This is a genomic window from Cellulomonas sp. P2_B4, from assembly GCF_056404795.1.
Window position 1 is genome coordinate 39182 of record NZ_JBFUDI010000013.1, and the last position, 22741, is coordinate 61922.

The 22741-nt window shown below is 72.5% G+C and carries 21 protein-coding genes; 15 read left to right on the plus strand and 6 right to left on the minus strand.

Features of this window, described 5'->3' with window-relative positions; translation table 11 throughout:
• The first annotated feature begins 14 nt into the window (after positions 1-14).
• Both AC1DZC_RS17985 and AC1DZC_RS17990 read left to right on the plus strand, forming a co-directional pair.
• Complete coding sequence (locus AC1DZC_RS17985; RefSeq protein WP_477044217.1) at positions 15-1031, plus strand: TIGR03557 family F420-dependent LLM class oxidoreductase; 1017 nt, start codon at positions 15-17, stop codon at positions 1029-1031.
• Entirely contained in the window at positions 1028-1795 is a 768-nt protein-coding gene (locus AC1DZC_RS17990) for a coenzyme F420-0:L-glutamate ligase (RefSeq protein ID WP_477038930.1), read from the plus strand. The genes AC1DZC_RS17985 and AC1DZC_RS17990 overlap by 4 nt, the downstream gene beginning before the upstream one ends.
• On the opposite strand, the gene AC1DZC_RS17995 is transcribed toward AC1DZC_RS17990, so the two are convergent.
• On the minus strand, positions 1779-2360 hold the full coding sequence (locus tag AC1DZC_RS17995) for an HhH-GPD-type base excision DNA repair protein (protein ID WP_477044218.1): 582 nt from the start codon (positions 2358-2360) through the stop codon (positions 1779-1781). The two genes, AC1DZC_RS17990 and AC1DZC_RS17995, sit on opposite strands and share 17 nt — an antisense overlap.
• A gap of 45 nt (positions 2361-2405) precedes the next feature.
• Here AC1DZC_RS17995 and cofC point away from each other — a divergent pair, with 45 nt between their 5' ends.
• A complete protein-coding gene (gene cofC / locus AC1DZC_RS18000) occupies positions 2406-3008 on the plus strand; it encodes a 2-phospho-L-lactate guanylyltransferase (RefSeq protein ID WP_477044219.1) in 603 nt (200 codons plus the stop codon).
• Here cofC and cofD read toward each other — a convergent pair.
• Genes cofD through AC1DZC_RS18020 form a run of 4 tightly spaced genes read right to left on the minus strand, consistent with a single transcriptional unit; the run spans position 2982 to position 6701 of the window.
• Positions 2982-3941 (minus strand): 2-phospho-L-lactate transferase, encoded by a 960-nt coding sequence (gene cofD / locus AC1DZC_RS18005; protein WP_477044220.1) that lies wholly within the window; start codon positions 3939-3941, stop codon positions 2982-2984. The two genes, cofC and cofD, sit on opposite strands and share 27 nt — an antisense overlap.
• Entirely contained in the window at positions 3938-4705 is a 768-nt protein-coding gene (locus tag AC1DZC_RS18010; protein ID WP_477038934.1) for a putative F420-0 ABC transporter ATP-binding protein, read from the minus strand. Before AC1DZC_RS18010 ends, cofD begins: the two co-directional genes overlap by 4 nt.
• The gene (locus AC1DZC_RS18015; protein WP_477038935.1) at positions 4696-5715 is read right to left on the minus strand and encodes a putative F420-0 ABC transporter permease subunit; all 1020 of its coding nucleotides are present in this window, start codon (positions 5713-5715) and stop codon (positions 4696-4698) included. The genes AC1DZC_RS18010 and AC1DZC_RS18015 overlap by 10 nt, the downstream gene beginning before the upstream one ends.
• Complete coding sequence (locus AC1DZC_RS18020) at positions 5712-6701, minus strand: putative F420-0 ABC transporter substrate-binding protein (RefSeq protein ID WP_477044221.1); 990 nt, start codon at positions 6699-6701, stop codon at positions 5712-5714. The genes AC1DZC_RS18015 and AC1DZC_RS18020 overlap by 4 nt, the downstream gene beginning before the upstream one ends.
• A 215-nt stretch (positions 6702-6916) precedes the next feature.
• Between AC1DZC_RS18020 and AC1DZC_RS18025 the strand changes: the two genes are divergently transcribed.
• On the plus strand, positions 6917-8176 hold the full coding sequence (locus tag AC1DZC_RS18025) for a hypothetical protein (protein ID WP_477044222.1): 1260 nt from the start codon (positions 6917-6919) through the stop codon (positions 8174-8176).
• Positions 8177-8186: 10 nt separating this feature from the next.
• Here AC1DZC_RS18025 and AC1DZC_RS18030 read toward each other — a convergent pair whose 3' ends face one another.
• A complete protein-coding gene (locus tag AC1DZC_RS18030) occupies positions 8187-9509 on the minus strand; it encodes an aminotransferase-like domain-containing protein (protein ID WP_477044223.1) in 1323 nt (440 codons plus the stop codon).
• Between the two features lie 233 nt (positions 9510-9742).
• On the opposite strand from AC1DZC_RS18030, the gene AC1DZC_RS18035 reads away from it, so the two are divergent.
• From AC1DZC_RS18035 to AC1DZC_RS18085, 11 genes are all read left to right on the plus strand, one after another.
• A complete protein-coding gene (locus AC1DZC_RS18035; RefSeq protein ID WP_477038938.1) occupies positions 9743-10591 on the plus strand; it encodes a nitrilase-related carbon-nitrogen hydrolase in 849 nt (282 codons plus the stop codon).
• 16 nt (positions 10592-10607) lie between these two features.
• Positions 10608-12026 (plus strand): dihydropyrimidinase, encoded by a 1419-nt coding sequence (hydA, locus tag AC1DZC_RS18040; protein WP_477044224.1) that lies wholly within the window; start codon positions 10608-10610, stop codon positions 12024-12026.
• Positions 12027-12036: 10 nt separating this feature from the next.
• On the plus strand, positions 12037-13053 hold the full coding sequence (locus AC1DZC_RS18045; protein WP_477038940.1) for a TIGR03842 family LLM class F420-dependent oxidoreductase: 1017 nt from the start codon (positions 12037-12039) through the stop codon (positions 13051-13053).
• A complete protein-coding gene (locus AC1DZC_RS18050; protein WP_477044225.1) occupies positions 13050-13982 on the plus strand; it encodes an ABC transporter permease in 933 nt (310 codons plus the stop codon). The genes AC1DZC_RS18045 and AC1DZC_RS18050 overlap by 4 nt, the downstream gene beginning before the upstream one ends.
• On the plus strand, positions 13979-14779 hold the full coding sequence (locus AC1DZC_RS18055) for an ABC transporter ATP-binding protein (protein ID WP_477038942.1): 801 nt from the start codon (positions 13979-13981) through the stop codon (positions 14777-14779). Before AC1DZC_RS18050 ends, AC1DZC_RS18055 begins: the two co-directional genes overlap by 4 nt.
• On the plus strand, positions 14776-15558 hold the full coding sequence (locus tag AC1DZC_RS18060) for an ABC transporter permease (protein WP_477038943.1): 783 nt from the start codon (positions 14776-14778) through the stop codon (positions 15556-15558). The genes AC1DZC_RS18055 and AC1DZC_RS18060 overlap by 4 nt, the downstream gene beginning before the upstream one ends.
• 110 nt (positions 15559-15668) lie before the next feature.
• Positions 15669-16835: an ABC transporter substrate-binding protein gene (locus AC1DZC_RS18065; protein WP_477044226.1), complete on the plus strand. Its 1167-nt coding sequence runs from the start codon at positions 15669-15671 to the stop codon at positions 16833-16835.
• 88 nt (positions 16836-16923) lie between these two features.
• Positions 16924-18237: an aminotransferase class III-fold pyridoxal phosphate-dependent enzyme gene (locus AC1DZC_RS18070; protein ID WP_477044227.1), complete on the plus strand. Its 1314-nt coding sequence runs from the start codon at positions 16924-16926 to the stop codon at positions 18235-18237.
• Between the two features lie 29 nt (positions 18238-18266).
• The gene (locus AC1DZC_RS18075) at positions 18267-19025 is read left to right on the plus strand and encodes an SDR family oxidoreductase (RefSeq protein WP_477044228.1); all 759 of its coding nucleotides are present in this window, start codon (positions 18267-18269) and stop codon (positions 19023-19025) included.
• A gap of 90 nt (positions 19026-19115) precedes the next feature.
• Complete coding sequence (locus AC1DZC_RS18080) at positions 19116-20918, plus strand: ABC transporter ATP-binding protein (protein ID WP_477044229.1); 1803 nt, start codon at positions 19116-19118, stop codon at positions 20916-20918.
• Positions 20915-22726: an ABC transporter ATP-binding protein gene (locus AC1DZC_RS18085; protein WP_477044230.1), complete on the plus strand. Its 1812-nt coding sequence runs from the start codon at positions 20915-20917 to the stop codon at positions 22724-22726. Before AC1DZC_RS18080 ends, AC1DZC_RS18085 begins: the two co-directional genes overlap by 4 nt.
• Positions 22727-22741: the final 15 nt, after the last annotated feature.

The window sequence follows — 22741 nt, forward strand, 5'->3', positions numbered from 1 at the left end:
AAACAGGAGTGTGAATGTCCACGGTCACCGCGAACGGCCTCACGGTCGGGTACGCAGCCATGCTCGAGCAGTTCCACCCGACGGAGGCCGTCGAGCTCTCCGCGCACGCGGAGGCCCACGGGTTCTCCGGTGTGATGGCGGCGGACCACTACCAGCCGTGGGTCCCGGCGCAGGGGCAGGCGGCGTTCGTCTGGAACGTGCTGACCGCGCTCGGCGAGCGCACGACAGGCGACATCGGCCCCGGCGTCACGGCGCCGACGTTCCGCTGGCACCCCGCCATGGTCGCGCAGGCGTCCGCGACGCTGGCCGCGATGTACCCGGGCCGGCACTGGCTCGGCCTGGGCTCTGGCGAGGCGCTCAACGAGCACATCGTCGCGAACTACTGGCCCGAGGCCCCCGAGCGGATCAACCGCATGTTCGAGGCCATCGAGATCATCAAGAAGCTGTTCACGGCGTCGATCGCGGGCAAGGACGTCAAGCACGCCGGCCCGTTCTACAAGCTCGAGTCGACGCGCCTGTGGACGATGCCCGAGGTCGCCCCGGAGATCCTCGTCGCTACCGCCGGGCCGGTCACCGCCAAGCGGGCGGGCCGCCTGGCCGACGGGCTCATCACGGTGGGCGCCCCGCTGGAGAAGATCAGCGGGCTGTTCGGCAAGTTCGACGAGGGCGCGCGCGAGGCGGGCAAGGACCCGGCGACGCTCCCCAAGGTGCTCCAGCTGCACCTGTCGTGGGCCGAGACCGACGAGCTGGCCCTGGCCCACGCGATGCACGAGTGGCCCAACGGCGGCATGAAGTTCCCCAAGGCCGACATCCGCTCGCCGTTCGACTTCGAGCAGATGGCCAAGCTCGTGCGCCCGGAGGACTTCGAGGGCCGCATGGTCATCTCGGCGGATCCCGACGTCCACCGGGCCGAGATCCAGAAGTACGTCGACCTCGGCTTCGACCGCATCTACCTGCACAACGTCGGGCGCAACCAGCGCGAGTGGATCGAGACGTTCGGGGCGGACGTGCTGCCCAAGCTGGTCCGGTGACGGCGCGGCTCCAGGTCTGGGCACCCGACGGGCTGCCCGAGGTCGCACCCGGCGACGACCTCGTCGTCCTGCTCACCGCCCTGCTCCGCGACGAGCCCCCGCAGGACGGTGACGTCCTCGTGCTCACCTCCAAGGTCGTCTCCAAGGCGGAGGGCCGCGTGGTCTCCGCCGACGACCGCGAGCAGGCGATCACCGACGAGACGGTGCGCGTCGTCGCGACCCGCGAGCACTCGACCGGCGTGACGCGGATCGTCGAGAACCGGCTCGGCCTGGTCATGGCCGCGGCTGGCGTCGACGCGAGCAACACCCCCGAGGGGACCGTGCTGCTGCTCCCGGTGGACCCGGACGCGTCGGCGCGACGGCTGCGCGCCGGGCTCGCGCACGCGTTCGGCGTTCGGCTCGGGGTCGTCATCACCGACACCGCCGGGCGACCCTGGCGGCAGGGCGTGACCGACATCGCGATCGGCGCCGCCGGGCTCGTGGTGCTCGACGACCTGCGCGGTCAGGTCGACACGTTCGGCCGGCCCCTGATCATGACGCAGGCCGCGGTGGCCGACGAGATCGCCTCGGCCGGCGAGCTGGTCAAGGGCAAGGCCGAGGGGCGCCCGCTCGCGGTCGTACGTGGTCTGGGGCACCTGGTCACGGACGAGGACGGACCCGGTGCGCGGGCGCTCGTGCGGCTCGGCGAGGAGGACATGTTCGCGCAGGGCAGCGCCGAGGCGTACTCGCAGGGCTGGAAGGACGCCCTCAGGGAGCAGCCGTAGCGGCCTTCGCCGCGGCCTTGGCAGCCTGCTTGGTGGCGCGGACCTCGAGCATCGACGTCGGGTCGGTGACGTCGGCGATCGAGCGGCGGGCGTCCGGGTCGCCGTACGCCCCGGCCGCCTCGGCCCACCCGGCGGGCTGCACGCCGACCTGCTTGCCCAGCAGGGCCAGGAAGATGCGGGCCTTCTGGTCGCCGAAGCCGGGCAGCGCCTTGAGCCGTGCCAGCACGGTGCGGCCGTCCGGGTCGCCGTCGGTCCACAGGCGCGTGACATCGCCGTCGTACTGCTCGACGAGCGCGGCGGCGACACCCTGGATGCGGCCGGCCATCGAGCCGGGGTAGCGGTGCACGGCCGGAGGGGTGGCGCACATGGTGGCGAACTCCGCGGGGTCCGCCTCCGCGATCCGGTGCACGTCGAGGCCGCCCATCCGGTCGGCGATCTTGGCAGGACCGGAGAACGCGGCCTCCATCGGGTACTGCTGGTCCAGCAGCATGCCGATCAGGAGCGCGAACGGGTCGTCGGTCAGGAGCTGGTCGGCGGTCGGGTCGCCGGTGAGCCAGAGCGTCATGGCAGCATCCTCTCCCGGGGTCGGTTCGAGACGGAAGGCTGGCAGATGGAGTGGGTCGTCGTCGTGCCGGTGAAGCCGGCCGCCGAGGGCAAGACGCGCCTGGCCGGGTTCCTGTCCGCGGGGGACCGGGCGGCGCTCGCCCGGGCGATGGCGCTGGACACGATCGAGGCGGCCGCGGCCACGCCCGGGGTGGCGCGGGTGCTCGTGGTGACGTCCGACGACGAGCTCCGGTCCCTGGTGCCCGTCGTCGTCGACGACCCCGGGGGCGGGCTCAACGCCGCGATCCGCGCGGGTCTGGCTCGCGCGGACGGCCCGGTCGCGGTCCTGCTCGGCGACCTGCCCGCGCTGCGTCCCGGCGACCTGCGGCGCGCCCTCGACCTGGCCGAACGGCATCCGCGCGCGTTCGTCGCCGACGCCGACGGGACCGGCACGACGCTCCTCACGGGGCTCGTGGCCCTCACGCCGCGGTTCGGACCCGGGTCCGCCGCCGCGCACGAGGCCGACGGGCACGTCCGGCTCGACATCCCGACGGGTTCGAGCCTCCGGCGCGACGTCGACGTGCCCGCGGACCTGTCGGCCGTGGCACGGCTCGGCGTGGGGCCGCGGACCACCGCCGTCCTGTCAGGGACGCCGGTCGACGAGGGATAGCGCGTCGGCGGCGATGCGCGCGGCCGTCGAGACGCCGGTCATCAGCGTCGGCACGGCGCGCGCGGTCCAGCCGGCCGCACGGAGCCGGTCCGCCGCCGGGGCGTCGACCTCGTCGACGAGCCAGGCGTCGAGGATGCCGCCGTCCGCGCGACGCCCGTAGTGCTCGGCGACGGCGAGGGCGGTCGTCTCCACGCCGATCGCCGCGAGGCAGGCGTCCGCCATGCCGCGCACGGGCGCACCGCCGATCACAGGGCTGACGCCGACGACGGGGGCGTCGGTGGCGGCGAGGGCGTCGCGGATGCCGGGGATCGCGAGGATCGTGCCGACGGACACGACCGGGTTGGACGGCGGCAGGACGACGACGTCGGCGGTCGTCAGCGCCTCGAGCACGCCGGGCGCCGGGGTCGAGGTCGACAGGTTCGTCTGCACGAAGCTCCGGGCGGGGATCGCGGCCCGGTGCCGGACCCACCACTCCTCGAAGTGGATCTCCCGTCCGTCGTCGAGGACCACGTGGGTCTCGACCTCGTCGTCGGTCATGGGCAGAAGGGTGACGCCGGGCCGCCAGCGTTCCGACAGACGCGCCGTGACCTGCGAGAGCGCAAGGCCGTCGCGGAGCAGCTCGGTGCGTGCGAGATGGGTGGCCAGGTCGAGGTCACCGAGCGTGAACCAGTCCCAGCCGAGGCCGTAGCCGGCCAGCTCGTCGCTCACGCGCCTGGACTCGCCTCGTCGGCCCCAGCCCTGGTCCTCGTGCACCGCGCCGCCGAGCGTGTACATGAGGGTGTCGAGGTCGGGGCACACGCGCACGCCGTGCAGCCACATGTCGTCGCCGGTGTTGGCGATGACGGTGATCGGGTGCTGGTTGCCGACGAGGGCCAGGAGCCCGCGCGTGAAGCGCGCACCGCCGACGCCGCCCGACAGGACCGTGATCTTCATGGCTGCTCCGGTTCGTGGAACGCGATGACCGGTCGCCCGGTCCGGGGGTTGCTCAGCACGTCGGCCTCGACGGCGTAGACGTGCTGGAGGAGCGCGGGCGTCAGGACCTCGCGTGGGTGGCCGGCGGCCGCCAGCCGGCCGTCCTTGAGCACGAGGACGTGCTCGCAGAACGCGGCCGCGAGGTTAAGGTCGTGCAGCGCCGCGACCGTCGTCGTGCCCAGGTCCCGGACGAAGGCCAGCAGGCTGAGCTGCGCGCTGACGTCCAGGTGGTTCGTCGGCTCGTCGAGGAGCAGGAGGTCGGGCTCCTGCGCCAGCGCGCGGGCGATCTGGACGCGCTGCCGCTCGCCGCCGGACAGCGACCACCAGGCGCGCTCGGCCAGGTGCTCGGCGCGGGCGCTCACCAGCGCGCGGTCGACGGCCGCGTCGTCCGGGTCGTTGCCCCAGATCGTCCGGTAGGGGATGCGACCGAGCGCGACCACCTCGCGGACCGTGAGCGGGACCGAGCTGGTCGACTCCTGCTCCAGGAGCGCGATCCGCCGCGCGCGCGTCTTGCGGGGGATCGCCTCGACGTTCTCGTCCTCGACGAGGACCGCGCCCTTCTCGGGGCTCATCAGGCCGGCGATCATCCGCAGGAGCGTCGTCTTGCCCGCGCCGTTGGGACCCAGCAGGCCGGTGAGCGCGCCGGCCGGGGGAGTCGCGTCGACGCCGTCGACCACCCAGCGCCCGCCGAGCCGTGTGCCGACGCCCTCGAGGGTCAGGTCCATGCCGACCCCTTCCCGCGGCGGAGGAGGAACGCGAACACCGGCACGCCGATCAGTGCGGTCACGATGCCGACCGGCAGCTCGCGGGGGTCGAACAGGGTGCGCGCGACGGTGTCCGCCCACACCAGGAAGACGGCGCCGGCCAGGGCCGAGATCGGCAGCAGGCGCCGGTGCGCCGGGCCCGTGAGCGACGAGACGGCGTGCGGCAGGATCAGGCCGACGAACCCGATGGCCCCGCTGACGGCCACCATCGCGCCCGTGAGCAGGGCGACGACGATCATCAGGGTCCAGCGCGTGCGGTTCACGTCGATGCCGAGCGCGGCCGCGGACGTGTCGCCGAACGCGAACGCGTCCAGCCGCGTGGCGTTCATCAGCAGGTACGCGCCGATCGCGATGACGGCGATGCCCGCGATCGCGACGTCTCCCCACGTCGAGCCGGCGAGCGAGCCCAGGAGCCAGTTGAGGATCTCGCGGTAGGAGTCGCCCGTCGCGGTCCAGAAGATGACGAACGACGTGCCGGCGGCCGCGAGCTGGGAGACGGCGAGGCCGGCCAGGACGGTGCGGCCGGGGGCGAGCGTGCCGCCCGTGCGGGCGAGGGTCAGCGTGGCCAGGAGCGCGAGGATCGCCCCCGCGAACGCGGCGACGGGCAGCAGGAGGCTGACCCCGACCACGAGCACCGCGACGGCACCGAGCGACGCACCCGACGACAGACCCAGCAGGTACGGGTCGGCGAGCGGGTTGCGCGTCAGGCTCTGCATCACCGCACCCGCCATCGCGAGCCCCGCCCCGACCGCCGCCGCGGTGAGCACCCGAGGCAGCCGCAGGTCCCAGACGATCGCGTCGTGCAGCCTCGGGACGTCGGTGACCGTGAGCCCGAGGTGCCCGGCGATGCTGCGCGCCACCTCGGCGACGTCGAGGTTCGCCGGACCGATGGTGACGGCGACGAGGATCGTCGCGACGACGGCGAGGACGCCGACGGTGACGAGCAGGGCCAGGGGAGCGCGTTGCCTCACGTGTCGAGGGCCGCCAGCTGGTCGTCCAGCGACTTCACGGCCTCGGCGTTGCGGACGCCGGCCTCGGACGCGGCGAACGGGATGGTCAGGTAGCGGTGGTCCCGCACGGCGCTGAGCTGGGCCGTCGCGGGGTTGCTCTCCAGCAGCTTGATCTTGGACGCGGCCGTGTTCCAGCTCGCGTCGACGAGGACGATGACGTCCGGGTCCGCCGCGACGATGCTCTCCCAGCCCGCCGACGTCCAGGTGTCGTGCACGTCCGCGAAGATGTTGGTCAGCCCGGCGGCGTCCATCATCATCTGCGGCGCGCCGATACCCGCGCCGACGTACGGGGTGTCCGAGCCGGAGCTGTACCAGAGGGCCGTGGTCGTCTCGGCGGGCTTCTGGGCTGCCGCCAGCGTCTGCTTCTCCGTCGCGATCAGGGCCTCCGCCCGGTCCTGCACACCGAAGACGCTGGCGACCTCACGGATCTCGTCGTCCACCTCGTCGAACGTGAGCGGGTCCGGCATGTACTCCGGCTCCTTGCACGCCGCCGGGGAGACGTACGTCCCGATCCCGAGCCCCCGCAGGCTGGCGCGGTCTCCGGCGCCGTCGTCGGAGAAGTTGGACTCCCAGCCGCCGTAGACGAAGTCGGGCTCGAGGGCGAGCAGCGCCTCCTGCCCGGGCACCTTGTCGGAGATCACCGGGAGGTCCTTCGCCGCGGCGGCGTACTCGTCCGGGACCGGGCCGTCGGAGAAGGCGGTGCCGACGATGACGTCCTGCAGGCCGAGCGCCAGGAGCATCTCGGTGCTCGTCGACTTGATGGTGACGACCTTGTGCGGAGGCGCGTCCACGGTGACCTGCGTGCCGCAGTTGTCGAGCGTGACGGGTGTGAACGCGGCGGACGTCGGCGTCGGGGACGCCTCGGGCGTGCCGGCCGTCGAGCACGCGGCGAGGGTCGCGACGAGGGCCGTGGTGGCGATGAACAGGACGCGCCGGGTGGCGGGCATGGGGCTCCGGAGGTCGATGCTTGGAAGAGTGCGCGTGGGGGTGGGGCGCACGTCGCGCCTCCGGACGGCCGCCCATGCCAGGCAGCGCGACCCGAGCCAGACCGGACCGGGTTCCGCACTCAGACTAGGCCGGACGGGGGGCGGTCGCGCAAGCGCGCCGGCGTGTGACCTCCACCGGTGATCGGCCGGGTCACCGATGCGCGAAGATCTCCCGCATGTCGTCTCACGCAACCGGGCGCGCGCGCGCCTGGCTCGCCACGCCCGTGGCCACCAGACCGTCCTGGATCTGGGCCGCCGTCGCCGCGGCGACCATCGCGGTGGTCACCGCCTCCATGCCGCTCTCCGAGGACGCGGGACGGTCCCCGGACCGTCAGGCGTGGGCCGACCCGTCGCACCACTACGGCGACTACGCGCTCTTCGTCGGCGCCGGAAAGGCGGTCCTCTCGGGTCACCTGGGCCTCGCCTACAGCGACCACTCGGTCCAGAGCGGTCCGCTCGCGCTTGCCTGGGCGGCGGGGCTCGCGGGCTTCCTGCGCCTGGTGCACGGCCCGGGCGGCCTCGGATTCCTGCTGTCCGTCTTCACGGCACTCCTGCCCGCCGTCTACGCCGCGGGGCTCTGGTCATCCCGTCACCGCCCCCCACGCTCCCTCTACGTCGCCGCCGTGGGCGTGCTCGTCGTGCTCACGCCGTTGTGGCAGCTGTCCGAGCTGTTCACCTACCAGCACCCGACGTATCTGTGGGTTCCCGCTCTGTGGTTGCTGGCGGCGGACGCGGCACGCCGAGGAAGGGCGACGACGACGGCGCTCCTGCTGGTCGGCAGCTGCGCCCTGGAGACCTGGGGGGTGCTGGCGGTCCCTGTGCTCCTGCTCGCTCTGCCGGCCTGGAGGCTGCGTGTCCAGGCCGGCGTCACCTGGGCGGTGGGGACGGCGGTGGTCTGGGCCCCCTTCGTCCTCAGCGGTCAGTTCCACATGCTCGAGATGACGTGGCTCACGGCCATCGACAGCCCCGTCGTGCTGCTCCTGGGCAGTCCCGAGGACGCGGGGTGGGAGGTGCGTGCCACGCAGGGAGCGATCATCGCGCTCGCCAGCATCGTGGCGTGGCTCGTCGGCCGGGGACGCACGGATGCCGCCACGGTCGCGACCGCGGTCGTCGTGTGGACGCGCGTCGTGACGGACACGATCTGGTTCCCGTACTACCAGCTGGCTCTCGACGTCGCGACGGTGGCGGTCGTCCTCGCTGCTGTGGCCGCGTACCTGCGCACGCGGCGACCCAGGACCCTGCTCGCCGTCGGTCTCGGCCTGGCACTCGTGTTCGTCGCCCAGGCCGAGATCCTCTCGGAGTCGGTGCTGGTGAACACCCTCGTCCCCCTGGCGCTGCTCGTGGGGCTCGTCGTCGCGGCCCGCGACGTACCCGCCGCCCCTCCCGATCCCGCGCTGCCGCCCGTGGCGTCCCCGTCGGGCAACCTCGCGGTGTGACGACCGGGGTTCAGGTGACCGCCGCCGCGAGGGCGAGGGCCCGCGCGACGTCGTCGACCTCACGGTCGAGCAGTCCGACGGTGACCCGGACGTGGTCGGCCGCAGCGGCGTCCGCCCGGAAGGGCGCTCCTGGTGCCACGCGGATGCCGGCGGCCTCCAGCCGGACGAGGGCGGTGCGCTCGTCGTGGACCGGGAGCCAGAGGTTGATGCCGTCGCCCGGGTCGAGCACGACGCCGTGGGTGGCCAGCGACTCGCGCAGGGCTCGGCGCCGGGCGAAGTAGACGCGGCGGGCGTGCGCGACGGCCTCGACGGCGGCCGAGTCGGTCAGCAGGTCGACCAGGACGTGCTGCAGCAGCCGGCTGGTCCAGCCCGGTCCGAGCATGCGGCGGGCGACGAGCGCGTCGAGCACGCTGGCAGGCCCGCCGACGGCGGCGATGCGCAGGTCCGGACCGTGGGACTTCGAGTACGACCGCACGTGCACCACGCGGTCGGGCAGGAAGGCGCCGAGGCTGACGTCGCGGGCCGACGCGATCTCGCCGGAGGCGTCGTCCTCGACGACGAGGGCGTCGTGCCGGCGCAGGATGCCGGCGAGCTCGCGGGCGCGGGTGCTCGTCATGCTCACCGCCGTCGGGTTCTGGGCGCGGGGCTGCAGGATGACGACGCGGGTGCCGCTCTCCAGCGCGTCGCGCAGCTCGTCGGGACGCATGCCCTGCCTGTCGAGGGTGACGGGGACCCGCTGCAGGCCGAGCTGGTCGAGGAGGTCGAACAGCGGCGGGAAGCCGGGGTTCTCGACGGCCACCCGCGAGCCGTACCCCGCGACCTGCTCGAGAGTGCGGCTGATCGCGTCCAGGGCGCCGTCGACGACCGTGATCCGTTGCGGTGCGAAGGGCCAGGACTCGCGCAGCAGCACCTCGAGGGCGGGGACGACGGGGGAGGAGAGGTAGGCGCCCGTGTCGGCGGACGGCATCTGCACGGCGACCCGAGCGAGGGCCGGTCCGATGTGCGGCAGGAGGTCCGGGTCGGGCGTGCCGCTGGACAGGTCGAGCCGCGCGGGMGCCCCGCCGGCCAGGTCCCGGTAGCGCGGCGGGAGCCAGCTGGCGGGAGGCGGCAGGACGACGGTCCCGGCGCGCCCGCGCGACGTCACGATGCCGACGGCGGCCAGCGCCTGCCAGGCGCCGCTGACGGTCGCGGGGCTCACGCCCAGCTCGGCGGACAGGACGCGGACGGTGGGCAGCCGGTCGCCGGGCCGCAGGTCACCGCCCCGGACCAGCCGCGCCACGGTCGCCGCGATGCCCCGAGGGCTACGGTCGTCGACATGCGCGGCGAGATCCATGCGGGTCAGGATGCCCGCCCTGATGCGCCTGCGAGGGGCCTCCGGACCGCCCACGGGCGTCCGATTCGTCCGTCGGCCAAGATGTTTACACGCTCGACACAGACGTTCGCGCGGAAGAAACTCGCGGTAACGCCACAGAAATGTTCAACCCCGACAGTCACATTCCAGGCGAGGGCGCCCCGGCGTCCGAGACCGGGGGTCTGCCGTCGGCGGACGAAGACCGGAGGCACTCCATGACAGTCGTGCGCGTCGCGTTCACGCAGGCCACCTGGACGGGCGACAGAGAGTCGATGACCGCCCTGCACGAATCCTGGACGCGCGAGGCCGCGTCGCAGGGCGCGCAGGTGATCGCGTTCCAGGAGCTGTTCTACGGCCCGTACTTCGGGATCACGCAGGACACCGCCTACTACAGCTACGCCGAGACCGTCCCGGGGCCGACGACCGAGCGCTTCGCCGCGCTGGCCAAGGAGCTCGGCATCGTCATCGTGCTCCCGGTGTACGAGGAGGAGCAGCCCGGCGTGCTCTACAACACCGCCGCGGTGATCGACGCGGACGGCACCTACCTCGGCAAGTACCGCAAGCACCACATCCCGAACCTGCCGAAGTTCTGGGAGAAGTTCTACTTCCGCCCGGGCAACCTCGGGTACCCGGTGTTCGAGACCGCGGTCGGCAAGATCGCCGTGAACATCTGCTACGACCGGCACTTCCCGGAGGGCTGGCGGGTGCTCGCGCTGAACGGCGCGGAGATCGTGTTCAACCCGAACGCGACCGCCCCCGGCATCTCCAACAAGCTCTGGGAGATCGAGCAGCCCGCCGCAGCCGTGGCCAACGGGTACTTCGTCGTCGCGAACAACCGCGTGGGTCTGGAGGACAACGAGTACGGCGACGAGGCCGTGAACTTCTACGGCTCGTCGTACGCCGTGGGACCTGACGGCAACTACGTGGGCGAGGTCGGGTCGTCCAGCGAGAACCAGCTCCTGATCCGCGACCTCGACCTGGAGCAGGTGCGGATCGTGCGCGAGCGGTGGCAGTTCTTCCGCGACCGCCGGCCGGAGGCGTACGGCCCGATCGTGGCGCCGTGACGAAGGGGATGCAGAGATGAAGACGCTCATCACGGGCGGCACGCTGGTCAGCGCGACGGGGCGCACACCGGCGGACGTGCTGATCGACGGCGAGACGGTCGCGGCGGTGCTCAGCCCGGGCTCGACGCTGCTGGGCTTCGACCTGGCGGCGAACGTCGACCAGGTGATCGACGCGACCGGCAAGTACGTCATCCCGGGCGGCATCGACGCGCACACGCACATGGAGCTGCCGTTCGGCGGCACCAACGCGAGCGACACGTTCGAGACCGGCACACGGGCGGCCGCCTGGGGCGGGACGACGACGATCATCGACTTCGCCGTCCAGCGCACGGGCGAGCGCGTCATGGACGGGCTGGCCGCCTGGCACGAGAAGGCGGCCGGGAACTGCGCCATCGACTATGGCTTCCACCAGATCATCGGCGGGGTCGACGACGATGCGCTCAAGGCCATGGAAGGCCTGGTGGCGGAGGGGATCACCAGCTACAAGCTGTTCATGGCGTATCCGGGGGTCTTCTACTCCGACGACGCGCAGATCCTGCGGGCGATGCAGAAGGCCGCCGACCTCGGGCTGCTCACCATGATGCACGCGGAGAACGGACCGGCCATCGACGTGCTGGCCGCGCAGCTGGTCGAGGCCGGCAAGACCGACCCGTACTACCACGGCATCGCCCGGGCCTGGCAGCTCGAGGAGGAGGCCACGCACCGCGCGATCATGCTGGCCGACGTCACCAACGCCCCGCTGTACGTCGTGCACGTGAGCGCCAAGCAGGCGGTCGCGCAGCTGGCGTGGGCGCGCGACAACGGCAAGAACGTGTTCGGCGAGACGTGCCCGCAGTACCTCTACCTCTCGCTGGAGGAACAGCTGGGCGCGCCGGGCTTCGAGGGGGCCAAGTGGGTCTGCTCGACGCCGCTGCGCTCGCGGGCCGAGGGGCACCAGCGGCACATGTGGCAGGCGCTGCGCACCAACGACCTGCAGATGGTGTCCACCGACCACTGCCCGTTCTGCATGAAGGGCCAGAAGGACCTGGGCGTGGGCGACTTCCGGGCCATCCCCAACGGGATCGGCTCGATCGAGCACCGGATGGACCTCATGTACCAGGGGGTCGTCACGGGCGAGATCACGCTCGAGCGCTGGGTCGAGCTGACGTCGACCACGCCGGCCCGGATGTTCGGGCTCTACGGCAAGAAGGGTGTCGTCGCGCCGGGGGCCGACGCCGACATCGTGGTCTACGACCCGAACGGCCACACGTCGATCGGGGTCGGCAAGACGCACCACATGAACATGGACCACTCCGCGTGGGAGGGGTACGAGATCGACGGGCACGTGGACGTCGTCGTGTCCCGCGGGTCGGTGGTGGTGGACGAGACGGGCTACCGCGGCCGTCCCGGCCACGGGCAGTACGTGCCGCGCGGCCTCACGCAGTACCTGCTGTAGGGAGACCCAGATGGACTTCGGTGTCGTGCTGCAGACGAACCCGCCGGCCTCGCGCACGGTCGAGCTCGCCCGCCAGGCGGAGACGTACGGGTTCAGCCACGTGTGGACGTTCGACTCGCACCTCCTGTGGCAGGAACCGTTCGTCATCTACTCGGCGATCCTCGCGGCCACCCGCAAGGTCATGGTCGGGCCGATGGTCACCAACCCGGCGACGCGCGACTGGACGGTCATCGCGTCCCTGTTCGCGACGCTCAACGAGATGTACGGCAACCGGACCATCTGCGGGATCGGCCGGGGCGACTCGGCGGTCCGGACGCTGCACGGGCGACCGTCGAACCTGGCCACCCTGCGCGACTCGATCCACGTCATCCGCGAGCTGGCCAACAGCCGGGCGGTCGAGGTGAACGACGCCAAGGTCCAGTTCCCGTGGTCCAAGGGATCGGCGCTCGACATCTGGGTCGCCGCGTACGGTCCGCTCGCGCTGAAGCTCACCGGCGAGGTGGGCGACGGGTTCATCCTGCAGCTGGCCGACCCCGACATCGCCGCCTGGACGATCAAGGTGGTCCGGGACGCCGCCGAGCAGGCGGGCCGGGACCCGGACGCGATCCAGTTCTGCATCGCCGCGCCCATGTACGTCGGGGACGACCGTGAGCACATGCGGGAGCAGTGCCGCTGGTTCGGCGGGATGGTCGGCAACCACGTCGCCGACATCGTGGCCCGGTACGGCACCGACTCCACGATCCCCAAGGCGCTGACCGACTACATCGCTGGCCGCGACGGCTACGACTACAACGAGCACGGCCGGGCCGGGAACACGCACGCGGCGTTCGTTCCCGACGAGATCGTCGAGCGGTTCTGCATCCTCGGGTCCGCCGCCGAGCACGTCGAGAAGCTCGAGGCCCTGCGTGCGCTGGGCGTCACCCAGTTCGCGGGGTACCTCCAGCACGACAACAAGGAGGAGACGCTCCGGCAGTACGGGGAGCACGTCATCCCGGGCATGGCGACGTCGGTCGTCGCCACCGGATGACCGACCTCGCGACGAGCACCAGCGCGCCGGTCGGGACACCGGCCGTGCCTCCGCGTGCCTCCAGGGGCGTCGGCCGACGGATCGCCGTCGGACTCCTCGCGGTCGTCCTGCTGGCCGTCCTGTGGGAGCTGGTCAAGGCCGTCGTGCCGGACACCGGCGGGCACCTGCTCGGCGCGAGCGTGCTGCCGCGGACCGACGACGTCGCGATGCCGCACGTGTGGACGATCGTGCAGCGCATGCTCGAGCCCGAGACCTCCGCGGTCGGATCGCCCACGGTGCTCAGCGCGATGTTCCAGGCGTGCTGGTTCACGTTCCGGGTCGCGCTCGCGGGCTGGGTGCTCGGGTCGGTCGGCGGCTTCCTGATCGCGGCTCTCATGCAGCGCTGGATGGTCGCGGAGTCGGCGCTGCTGCCCTGGGTCGTGCTCAGCCAGACGGTCCCGCTCATCGCGCTCGCGCCGCTCGTCGTGGGATGGGGCGGCAAGATCCACGTCGGCTCGTTCGAGTGGCAGCGCTGGATGTCGGTCGCGCTCATCGCGTCCTACCTGGCGTTCTTCCCGGTCGCGGTCGGTGCGCTGCGCGGCCTGCAGTCGCCGCCCGCCGCGCAGGTCGAGCTCTTCCGCTCGCTCGCCGCAGGGTGGACCGGCACGATGCGCAGCCTGCGGATCCCCGCGAGCGTCCCGTACCTGCTCCCCGCGCTGCGCCTGGGAGCCGCCACGGCGGTGGTCGGGGCGATCGTCGCGGAGGTGTCCACCGGGACCAAGGGCGGCATCGGCCGCATGATCATCAGCTACGCGCAGTCGGCGAGCGGCGACCCGGCCAAGCCCTGGGGCGCGATCGCCGGCGCCGCGGTCCTCGGCCTGCTCGCCGCGGGGCTCGTCTCGCTGCTCGGGCTCGGGCTCGGTCGTTACCGTCACGCGGAGGTCTCATGAACGCGCCCGCAGTCGTCGCCCGGGGGATCGGCAAGACGTTCGCGTCCCGCGCGGGTGAGGTCGTCGCGCTCGACGGCATCGACCTGACCGTCGACGCGGGGGAGTTCGTCTCGCTCATCGGACCGTCGGGCTGCGGCAAGTCGACGCTCCTGCGGCTGATCGGCGACCTGGACCAGCCGACGACGGGCGAGCTGAGCGTGTTCGGCAAGACCGCGCAGGCGGCCCGCGAGGCGCAGGACTACGGCATCGCGTTCCAGCAGGCCGGGCTGCTGCCCTGGCGGGACGTGACGGGCAACGTCGAGCTGCCCCTGGAGCTGCACGGCGTGGGCAAGAAGGAGCGGGCGGCGCGGGCGGCCGAGCTCCTGGCCCTCGTCGGTCTCGACGAGTTCGCCGGGCACTTCCCGCACCAGCTCTCGGGCGGCATGCAGCAGCGCGTCGCCATCGCCCGGTCGCTGGCCGAGCGGCCCAACCTGCTGCTCATGGACGAGCCCTTCGGCGCGCTCGACGAGATGACGCGGGAGCGGATGCAGACCGAGCTCGTGCGGATCTGCGGCGAGAGCGGCGCCGCGGTCGTCTTCGTCACGCACTCGATCCCCGAGGCGGTGTTCCTGTCGCAGCGGGTGGTGGTCATGTCGCCACGGCCCGGCCGGATCACGGCCGTCGTCCCCGTGACGCTCGCCGACGAACGCACCGAGGGGCTGCGCGAGGACACCTCGTTCTTCGCCGCCGTCACGGCGGTGCGCGAGGCGCTGCACGGTTCGGGCGCGATCCCGGCCGCGGGGGTGGACCTGCGATGACCACCCCGACGAGCAGCGCCCGCCGTCGCTCGACGGTCCGCTGGCTCGCGCCCGTGCTCCTCGGGCTGCTCGCGCTCGCGCTCTGGCAGGCGCTCGTCGTCGTGACGGGGATCAAGCCCTACCTGCTGCCGAGCCCGACGGCGATCGTCGACCAGCTCCGGCAGGTGGTCCCGCTCGTGTGGTCGGCCGCCCTCGCCACCGGACTGAACGTGCTCGTCGGACTCCTCGTCGGCGGGACGGCGGCCGTCCTCGCGGCGATTGTCGCGGCCCGCAGCCGGATGGTCGACACGCTCATGTCGCCCACCGCGGCGGCGGTCTCGGTCATGCCGATCGTCGCGCTCGCGCCGGCGCTGAACACCATGTTCGGCACCACCTCGACCACACCGCGCCGGCTCGTCGTGGCGGTCGTGGTGTTCGCGCCGATCTTCGTCAACACCCTGCGCGGCCTGCGCCAGGTGCAGCCCGTGCACCGCGACCTGCTGCGGGCCTACGCCGCGACGCCCCGCCAGATCACGCGCACCGTGACGATCCCCGGCGCGCTGCCGTACTTCTTCACCGGTCTGCGCATCGCGTCGTCGACCGGTGTCATCGCGGCGGTCGTCGCCGAGTACTTCGGCGGCCTGCAGAACGGGCTCGGCTCGCGCATCACGTCGGCCGCGTCCAACAGTGCCTACGCGCGGGCGTGGGCCTTCGTGCTCGGGGCGATCGTGCTCGGGCTCGTCTTCTACCTGGCGACCCTCGCGCTCGAACGCGCGGCGGCTCGTCGCACCGGGGGCTGAGCTCCCCCGCCAGGGGCGAACGAGCAGAGCCCCACGCACGTCCCGCCTGTCAGCGAGGCCAGGCCGGCCGATCCAGAAGCGGTCCGAGGCAGCCAACGAAAGGGATGACGATGAGACACACCAGACGTACGGCGTGGAGCGTGGCGGCGTTGGGGGCCGCGGCAGCGCTGGCTCTGTCCGGGTGCGGCAGCAGTGACGACTCCGCCGACGCCCCCACGGACGGCCCGGCCATGTCGGTCGACCCGCTCACGCCGGTCAAGCTGCAGCTGCAGTGGTTCACCCAGGCCCAGTTCGCGGGCTACTACGCGGCGCTCGACCAGGGCTACTACGTCGACGAGGGCCTCGACGTGCAGATCATCGAGGGCGGCGTCGACATCGTGCCGCAGTCCGTCCTCGCCGACGGTTCGGTCGACTACGCGATCGCGTGGGTGCCCAAGGCGCTGGCCTCGCGCGAGCAGGGCGCCGAGATCACCGACGTCGCCCAGATCTTCCAGAAGTCCGGCACGCTCCAGGTCTCGTTCAAGGACGAGGACATCACCACCGCGGCGGACCTCGCCGGCAAGAAGGTGGGCAACTGGGGCTACGGCAACGAGTTCGAGCTCTTCGCCGGCATGACGAAGGCGGACCTCGACCCGGCCACCGACGTGACGCTGGTGCAGCAGCAGTTCGACATGAACGCGCTGCTCGGCAACGAGATCGACGCGGCCCAGGCCATGACCTACAACGAGTACGCCCAGCTCCTGGAGTCGACGAACCCCGCGACGGGCGAGCTCTACACGGCCGACGACTTCAACACGATCAACTGGAACGACGAGGGCACGTCGATGCTCCAGGACGCCATCTGGGCGAACTCGGAGAAGCTCGCGTCCGACGAGGAGTACCAGGCGACGACCGAGAAGTTCATCAAGGCCAGCCTCAAGGGCTGGATCTTCGCGCGGGACAACCCCGAGAAGGCGCGTGACATCGTCGTTGCCCAGGGCTCGCAGCTGGGCAACAGCCACCAGCTGTGGCAGACCAACGAGATCAACAAGCTGATCTGGCCGTCGCCGGACGGCATCGGCATGATCGACAAGGCCGCGTGGGACCAGACCGTCGACATCGCCCTGCACACCAAGAACGACCAGGGCGCGACCGTCATCACCACGGAACCGAGCGAGGACTCGTACACCAACGAGTACGTCGAGAAGGCCCTCGCAGCGCTGAAGGACGAGGGTGTGGACGTGACCGGGGCGGACTTCACCCCGATCGACGTCACACTGGAGGCCGGAGGCAAGTAGACCGGCACGTAGGGCAGGATCGCGGGCGGTGGCCTCACGGGGTCACCGCCCGCGGCAGGCCGCGGCACGACGAAGGAGCGCGACGAAGATGACCTCGCAGGACGGCGCCACGGCGCTCCGGCTCGACCGCGACCACGTGTTCCACTCGTGGTCCGCGCAGGCGCACCTGGACCCGCTGGTGATCGCGGGCGGTCTCGGCTCGACGGTCTGGGACCACGACGGCCGGCGCTACCTCGATTTCTCGAGCCAGCTCGTCAACGTGAACATCGGCCACCAGCACCCGCGCGTCGTGGCGGCGATCCAGGAGCAGGCCGCCACGCTCACGACGATCGCGCCGGCCACGGCCAACCTGACGCGCGGGCAGGCCGCGGAGCGCATCCTGTCCCACGCACCCGCGGGCTTCTCGAGCGTCTTCTTCACCAACGGCGGTGCCGACGCCAACGAGAACGCGATCCGCATGGCCCGCCTGCACACCGGCCGCGACAAGGTCGTCTCGGCCTACCGCTCGTACCACGGCAACACCGGCGCGGCCGTCGTCGCGACGGGCGACTGGCGGCGCGTGCCCAACGAGTTCGCGCGCGGGCACGTGCACCACTTCGGGCCGTTCCTGTACCGCTCGGAGTTCTGGGCGACGACGCCCGAGCAGGAGTCGGAGCGCGCGCTGCACCACCTCGAGCGCGTGATCCAGGCGGAGGGTCCGGCGTCCGTCGCGGCGATCCTGCTGGAGACGATCCCCGGCACGGCCGGCGTCCTCGTGCCCCCGCCCGGGTACCTGGCCGGCGTGCGCGCGATCGCGGACCGGTACGGGATCCTTCTGATCCTCGACGAGGTCATGTGCGGGTTCGGGCGGACCGGCAACTGGTTCGCGTTCGACGCGTTCGACGTGCGCCCCGACCTCATCACCTTCGCCAAGGGCGTGAACTCGGGCTACGTGCCGGCAGGCGGCGTGATCATCAGCGACCCGATCGCCAAGACGTTCGACGACGCGGTGTTCCCCGGCGGCCTGACCTACTCGGGCCACCCGCTCGCCATGGCGTCCATCGTCGCGACCCTGGACGCGATGGCCGACGAGGGCATCGTCGAGCACGCGGCCGCGATCGGTGCCGACGTCCTGGGACCCGGCCTGACGGCGCTCGCGCAGCGCAACCCGCTGGTCGGCGAGGTGCGCGGACTCGGCGTGTTCTGGGCCATCGAGCTCGTGCGCGACAAGGACACCCACCAGCCCGTCGAGCCGGCGGTGATGGGCAAGGTCAAGGCCGCCGCCCTGTCCCTTGGCCTGCTCCCGTTCCTGGCCGACAACCGCGTGCACGTCGTGCCGCCGTGCGTCGTCACGGCGCAGGAGGCGGCCACGGGGCTGGGCCTGCTCGAAGAGGCGCTCGACGAGGTCGCCGCGTCCGTCTAGTTCCACCACGACCCGAGGAGCACCACCACATGTTGCCCAGAACGATCCGTCGTGCCCTGGTGACGGGCGCGTCGTCCGGGATCGGCGCCGCGACGGTCCGCCGGCTGCGGGCGGAGGGCTGGGACGTCGTCGCGACAGCCCGCCGGGCCGACCGGCTGGAGGCGCTCGCGCAGGAGACCGGTGCGGAGACGTTCGTGGCGGACGTGACCGTCGACGCGGACGTCGCGCGGCTGGCGGAGTTCGTCGCCTCGGGCGGACCGCTCGACGCCGTCGTCAACAACGCGGGCGGGGCGTTCGGCCTCGACCCCGTCGAGAAGGCCGACCTGGACCAGTGGCGGCGGATGTACGAGCTCAACGTGCTCGGCACGCTGCGCGTGACGCAGGCCGTGCTGCCGCAGCTGCGCGCCGACGGCGGGGGAGACGTGGTCGTCGTGACCTCGACCGCCGCCTACGGCGCGTACGAGGGCGGCGCGGGGTACACCGGCGCCAAGGCCGCCGAGCGGATGCTCGCGACGACGCTGCGCTGGGAGATCGTCGGCGAGCCGATCCGCGTGCTGGAGATCGCGCCCGGTGCGGTCGCGACCGACGAGTTCGCGCTGGTCCGCTTCGACGGTGACGCCCAACGGGCTGCGGCGGTGTACGACGGCTACCAGCCGCTCGTCGCCGACGACGTCGCGGACGCGATCGCGTGGACCCTGTCCCGCCCCGCCCACGTGAACATCGACCTCCTCGTGGTCCGGCCGGTCGCGCAGGCCAGCAACACCAAGATCGCCCGCACCACCGCCTGAGCACGACGCAGCCCCGCGCCGAGGGGCTGCGTCGGTCCGCGGCGCGGAATCCGGGACGTGGATGTCCGACCGGCTACGTAGGGTGAACGGGTGCCTGACGCAACATCCGCCCGACCGCCCTCGACCACACGAGTACTGCTCCAGCTGCGTCGTTGGGCGCGGCCCGCGCTCCCGCGCATCGCGCTCGGCGGCCTGACGGCCCTCGGCGCGAGCCTGCTGGCGCTCGCCGTCCCGCAGGTCCTGCGGGTGATCGTCAACGGGCCGCTGCTCACCAACGGCTCGGCGCGCGGCGTGGTGCTCGGCGCCCTGGTCGTCCTTGCGCTCGGCATCCTCGAGGCGTTCCTCGTCTGGTGCCGCCGCGCCCTGATCCTCACGCCCGGGACGGGTGTCGAGCGGGACATGCGCACCGACCTGTTCCGGCACCTGCTCGACCTGCCGGTCGAGTTCCACGACCGGTGGCCCGGGGGCCAGCTGCTGTCCCGGATCATGTCGGACCTGTCGACGATCCGGCGCTGGACCGTCTTCGGCCTCGTCATGCTCCTGGTCAGCGCGACCACGGTGCTCGTCGGCGTCGGGCTGATGATCTGGACGAGCCCGGTGCTCGGTCTGGTCTACCTCGCGGGCGCGGTGCCGATGATCTGGCTCGGGTTCCGGTTCCGCGAGGACTACAAGGCGGTCGCCCGGCTCGCGCGCGACCAGGCGGGCGACCTCGCCACGACGGTCGAGGAGTCGGTCCACGGCATCCGCGTGCTCAAGGCGTTCGGCCGGGGGCAGGACGCCCTCGACGACTTCGCCCGGCAGGCCGACGAGCTGCGCACGACCGAGGTGCACAAGGCCCGGACGCTGTCCCGGGTGTCGTTCGCCCTGGGGGCCATCCCGGAGGCGGTGCTGGCGATCTCGCTCGCGATCGGGGTGACGCTGGCCGCGGACGGACGGCTGAGCGTCGGTGCGCTGGTCGCGTTCTTCGCGACCGCGGCCGTGGTGAACAACCCCGTCGAGCGGCTCGGCATGCTGCTCGCGATGACGCTCGACGCCCGCGCGGCGACCGACCGGTACATGCAGGTGATGGACACGGCCCCCACCGTCCAGGACCCGGCCCGGCCCGCGTCGCTCCCGCCCGCGAGCGGTGCCGGGTCCGTCGTGGAGCTGGTCGGGGTCGGGTTCGCGCATCCCGGGGCGACGAGCCCCGCCGTGCTGGAGGGCGTCGACCTGCGCCTCGAGCCGGGCGAGACGATGGCGCTCGTCGGCCTGACCGGCAGCGGCAAGACGACCCTGCTGCAGCTGGTGCCGCGACTCTACGACGTGACCGACGGGACCGTGCGGATCGACGGCGTCGACGTCCGTGACCTCACGCGAGAGGACCTGCGCCGTGCGGTCTCGGTCGCGTTCGAGGACCCGATCCTCTTCTCCGCGTCGGTGCGCGAGAACGTCCTGCTCGGCACCGACCTCACCGGCCCGGCCGCGGACGCGTTCGTCGACGAGGCGCTCGAGGTCGCGCGCGCCGGGTTCGCGTACGGGCTGCCCGACGGGCTCGACACGGTCATCGGCGAGGAGGGACTCAGCCTGTCGGGCGGGCAGCGGCAGCGCATCGCCCTGGCGCGCGCGATCGCGGTGCGACCCCGCGTTCTCGTCCTGGACGACCCGCTCTCGGCGCTCGACGTCACGACGGAGGCGGCGGTGACCGCGCGGCTGCGGGCGATGCTCACCGGCACGACGACGCTCGTCGTCGCGCACCGGCCCTCGACCGTCGCGCTCGCCGACCGGGTCGCGGTGCTCGAGGAGGGCCGGATCACCGGGGTCGGCCGGCACGCAGAGCTGCTCGCGACGCATCCGCACTACCGCTACGTCCTGACCGCGTTGTCCGAGCGCGACGTGCAGGAGGTGAGCTCGTGAGCGACGCCGAGTCCCGCGACGACGCCCCCACGCGCGTCGAGTCCCGACGGCTGCGCAAGCGTTCGCTCGCCCTCCTGTCGTCGCTGGTCCATCCGGTCTCCGGGGCCGCCTGGTGGACTGCTGCGCTCGTCGTCGGCTCGCAGCTGGCCGCGGTCGCGGGCCCGGTCCTGGTCGCGTACGGCATCGACCACGCGCTGCCCGCGATGCGGGACGGCGACGCCCGACCGCTCCTGCTGGCGTCGTCGGCCTACCTCGTGGCCGCGCTGCTCGGCGGCCTGCTGGTCGCGGCGACGGTGCGCGCGTCCGCCCGGGTCAGCCAGACGATGCTCCTGGACCTGCGACGCCGGGTCTTCCGGCACACGCAGCGCCTGAGCCTCGAGTTCCACGAGCAGTACACGTCCGGGCGGATCATCTCGCGACAGACGTCCGACGTGGAGGCGCTGCGCGAGCTGCTCGACGGCGGGGTGACCACGCTCGCCACCGGTGTCCTGGCCATGATCCTGACGGCCGCCTCGCTGGTGCTGCTCGACTGGCGCAGCGGCCTCGTGCTCCTTGTCGCGGTCGTGCCCGGCGTGCTGCTCACGCGGTGGTTCCAGGTGCGGTCGCAGGTGCAGTACCGCAAGAACCGCACGGCGGTGGCGCGCCTGATCGTGCGGTTCGTCGAGACGATGACCGGCATCCGCGCGGTCCAGGCGTTCCGGCGCGAGCGCGAGGTCGAGGGCGTCTACGGCGAGCTGGCCGAGACCTATCGCGGCACGACGGCCGAGGCGATCCGGCTCAACGGCGTGTTCGACACCGGCCTGGTGCTCATCGGCAACGTCACGGTGGCTGCCGTCCTGCTCGTCGGCGGGCTGCGCGCGGTCGACGGCAGCCTCGAGGTCGGGGTGCTCGTCGCGTCCGTCCTCTACGCGCGCCGGTTCTTCCTGCCGCTCGCGCAGATCGGCATGTTCTACAACTCCTTCCAGTCCGCGACGGCGGCGCTCGAGAAGCTCGCCGACCTGCTCGCGGAGGAGCCGACCGTGCCGGAACCCACCCGGCCGGTGCGTCTGGCGGCACCCCGCGGCGACGTCCGGTTCGACGGGGTGGAGTTCGGGTACGGCACCGGTCCGACCGTGCTGCCCCGGCTGGACCTGCACATCCCGGCCGGGCAGTCGGTCGCGCTCGTGGGGGAGACGGGCGCCGGAAAGTCGACCGTCGCGAAGCTGCTGGCGCGGTTCTACGACGTGCGGGCGGGGGCGGTGCGGCTCGACGACCTGGACCTGCGCACGATCGAGCCGACCGACCTGCGCCGGGCGGTGGTCATGGTCACCCAGGAGGCCTATCTCTTCTCCGGCTCCATCGGTGCGAACATCGCGCTCGGCAGGCCGGGGGCCGCGCCGGACGAGATCGAGGCGGCCGCGCGGGCCGTGGGCGTGCACGACCTGATCATGAGCATGGCGGACGGGTACGACACCGAGGTCGACAAGCGAGGCGTGCGCCTCTCGGCGGGCCAGCGCCAGCTCGTCTCGTTCGCGCGCGCGTTCCTCGCCGATCCCGCCCTGCTGATCCTCGACGAGGCGACCAGCTCGCTCGACGTGCCGGGGGAGGCGCTCGTCCAGGAGGGGCTGACCACCCTGCTCGCCGACCGGACCTCGGTCGTCATCGCGCACCGGCTGTCGACGGTGATGGGTGCGGACCGGGTGCTCGTCGTCGACGACGGTCGCGTGGTCGAGGACGGGTCGCCGGCCGAGCTCGTCGCGAACGACGGGCGGTTCGCGGCCCTGCACGCCGACTGGCAGCGCTCGCTCGAGCGGGTGCCGGGCCCCTGAGACCCGACCGAGCGC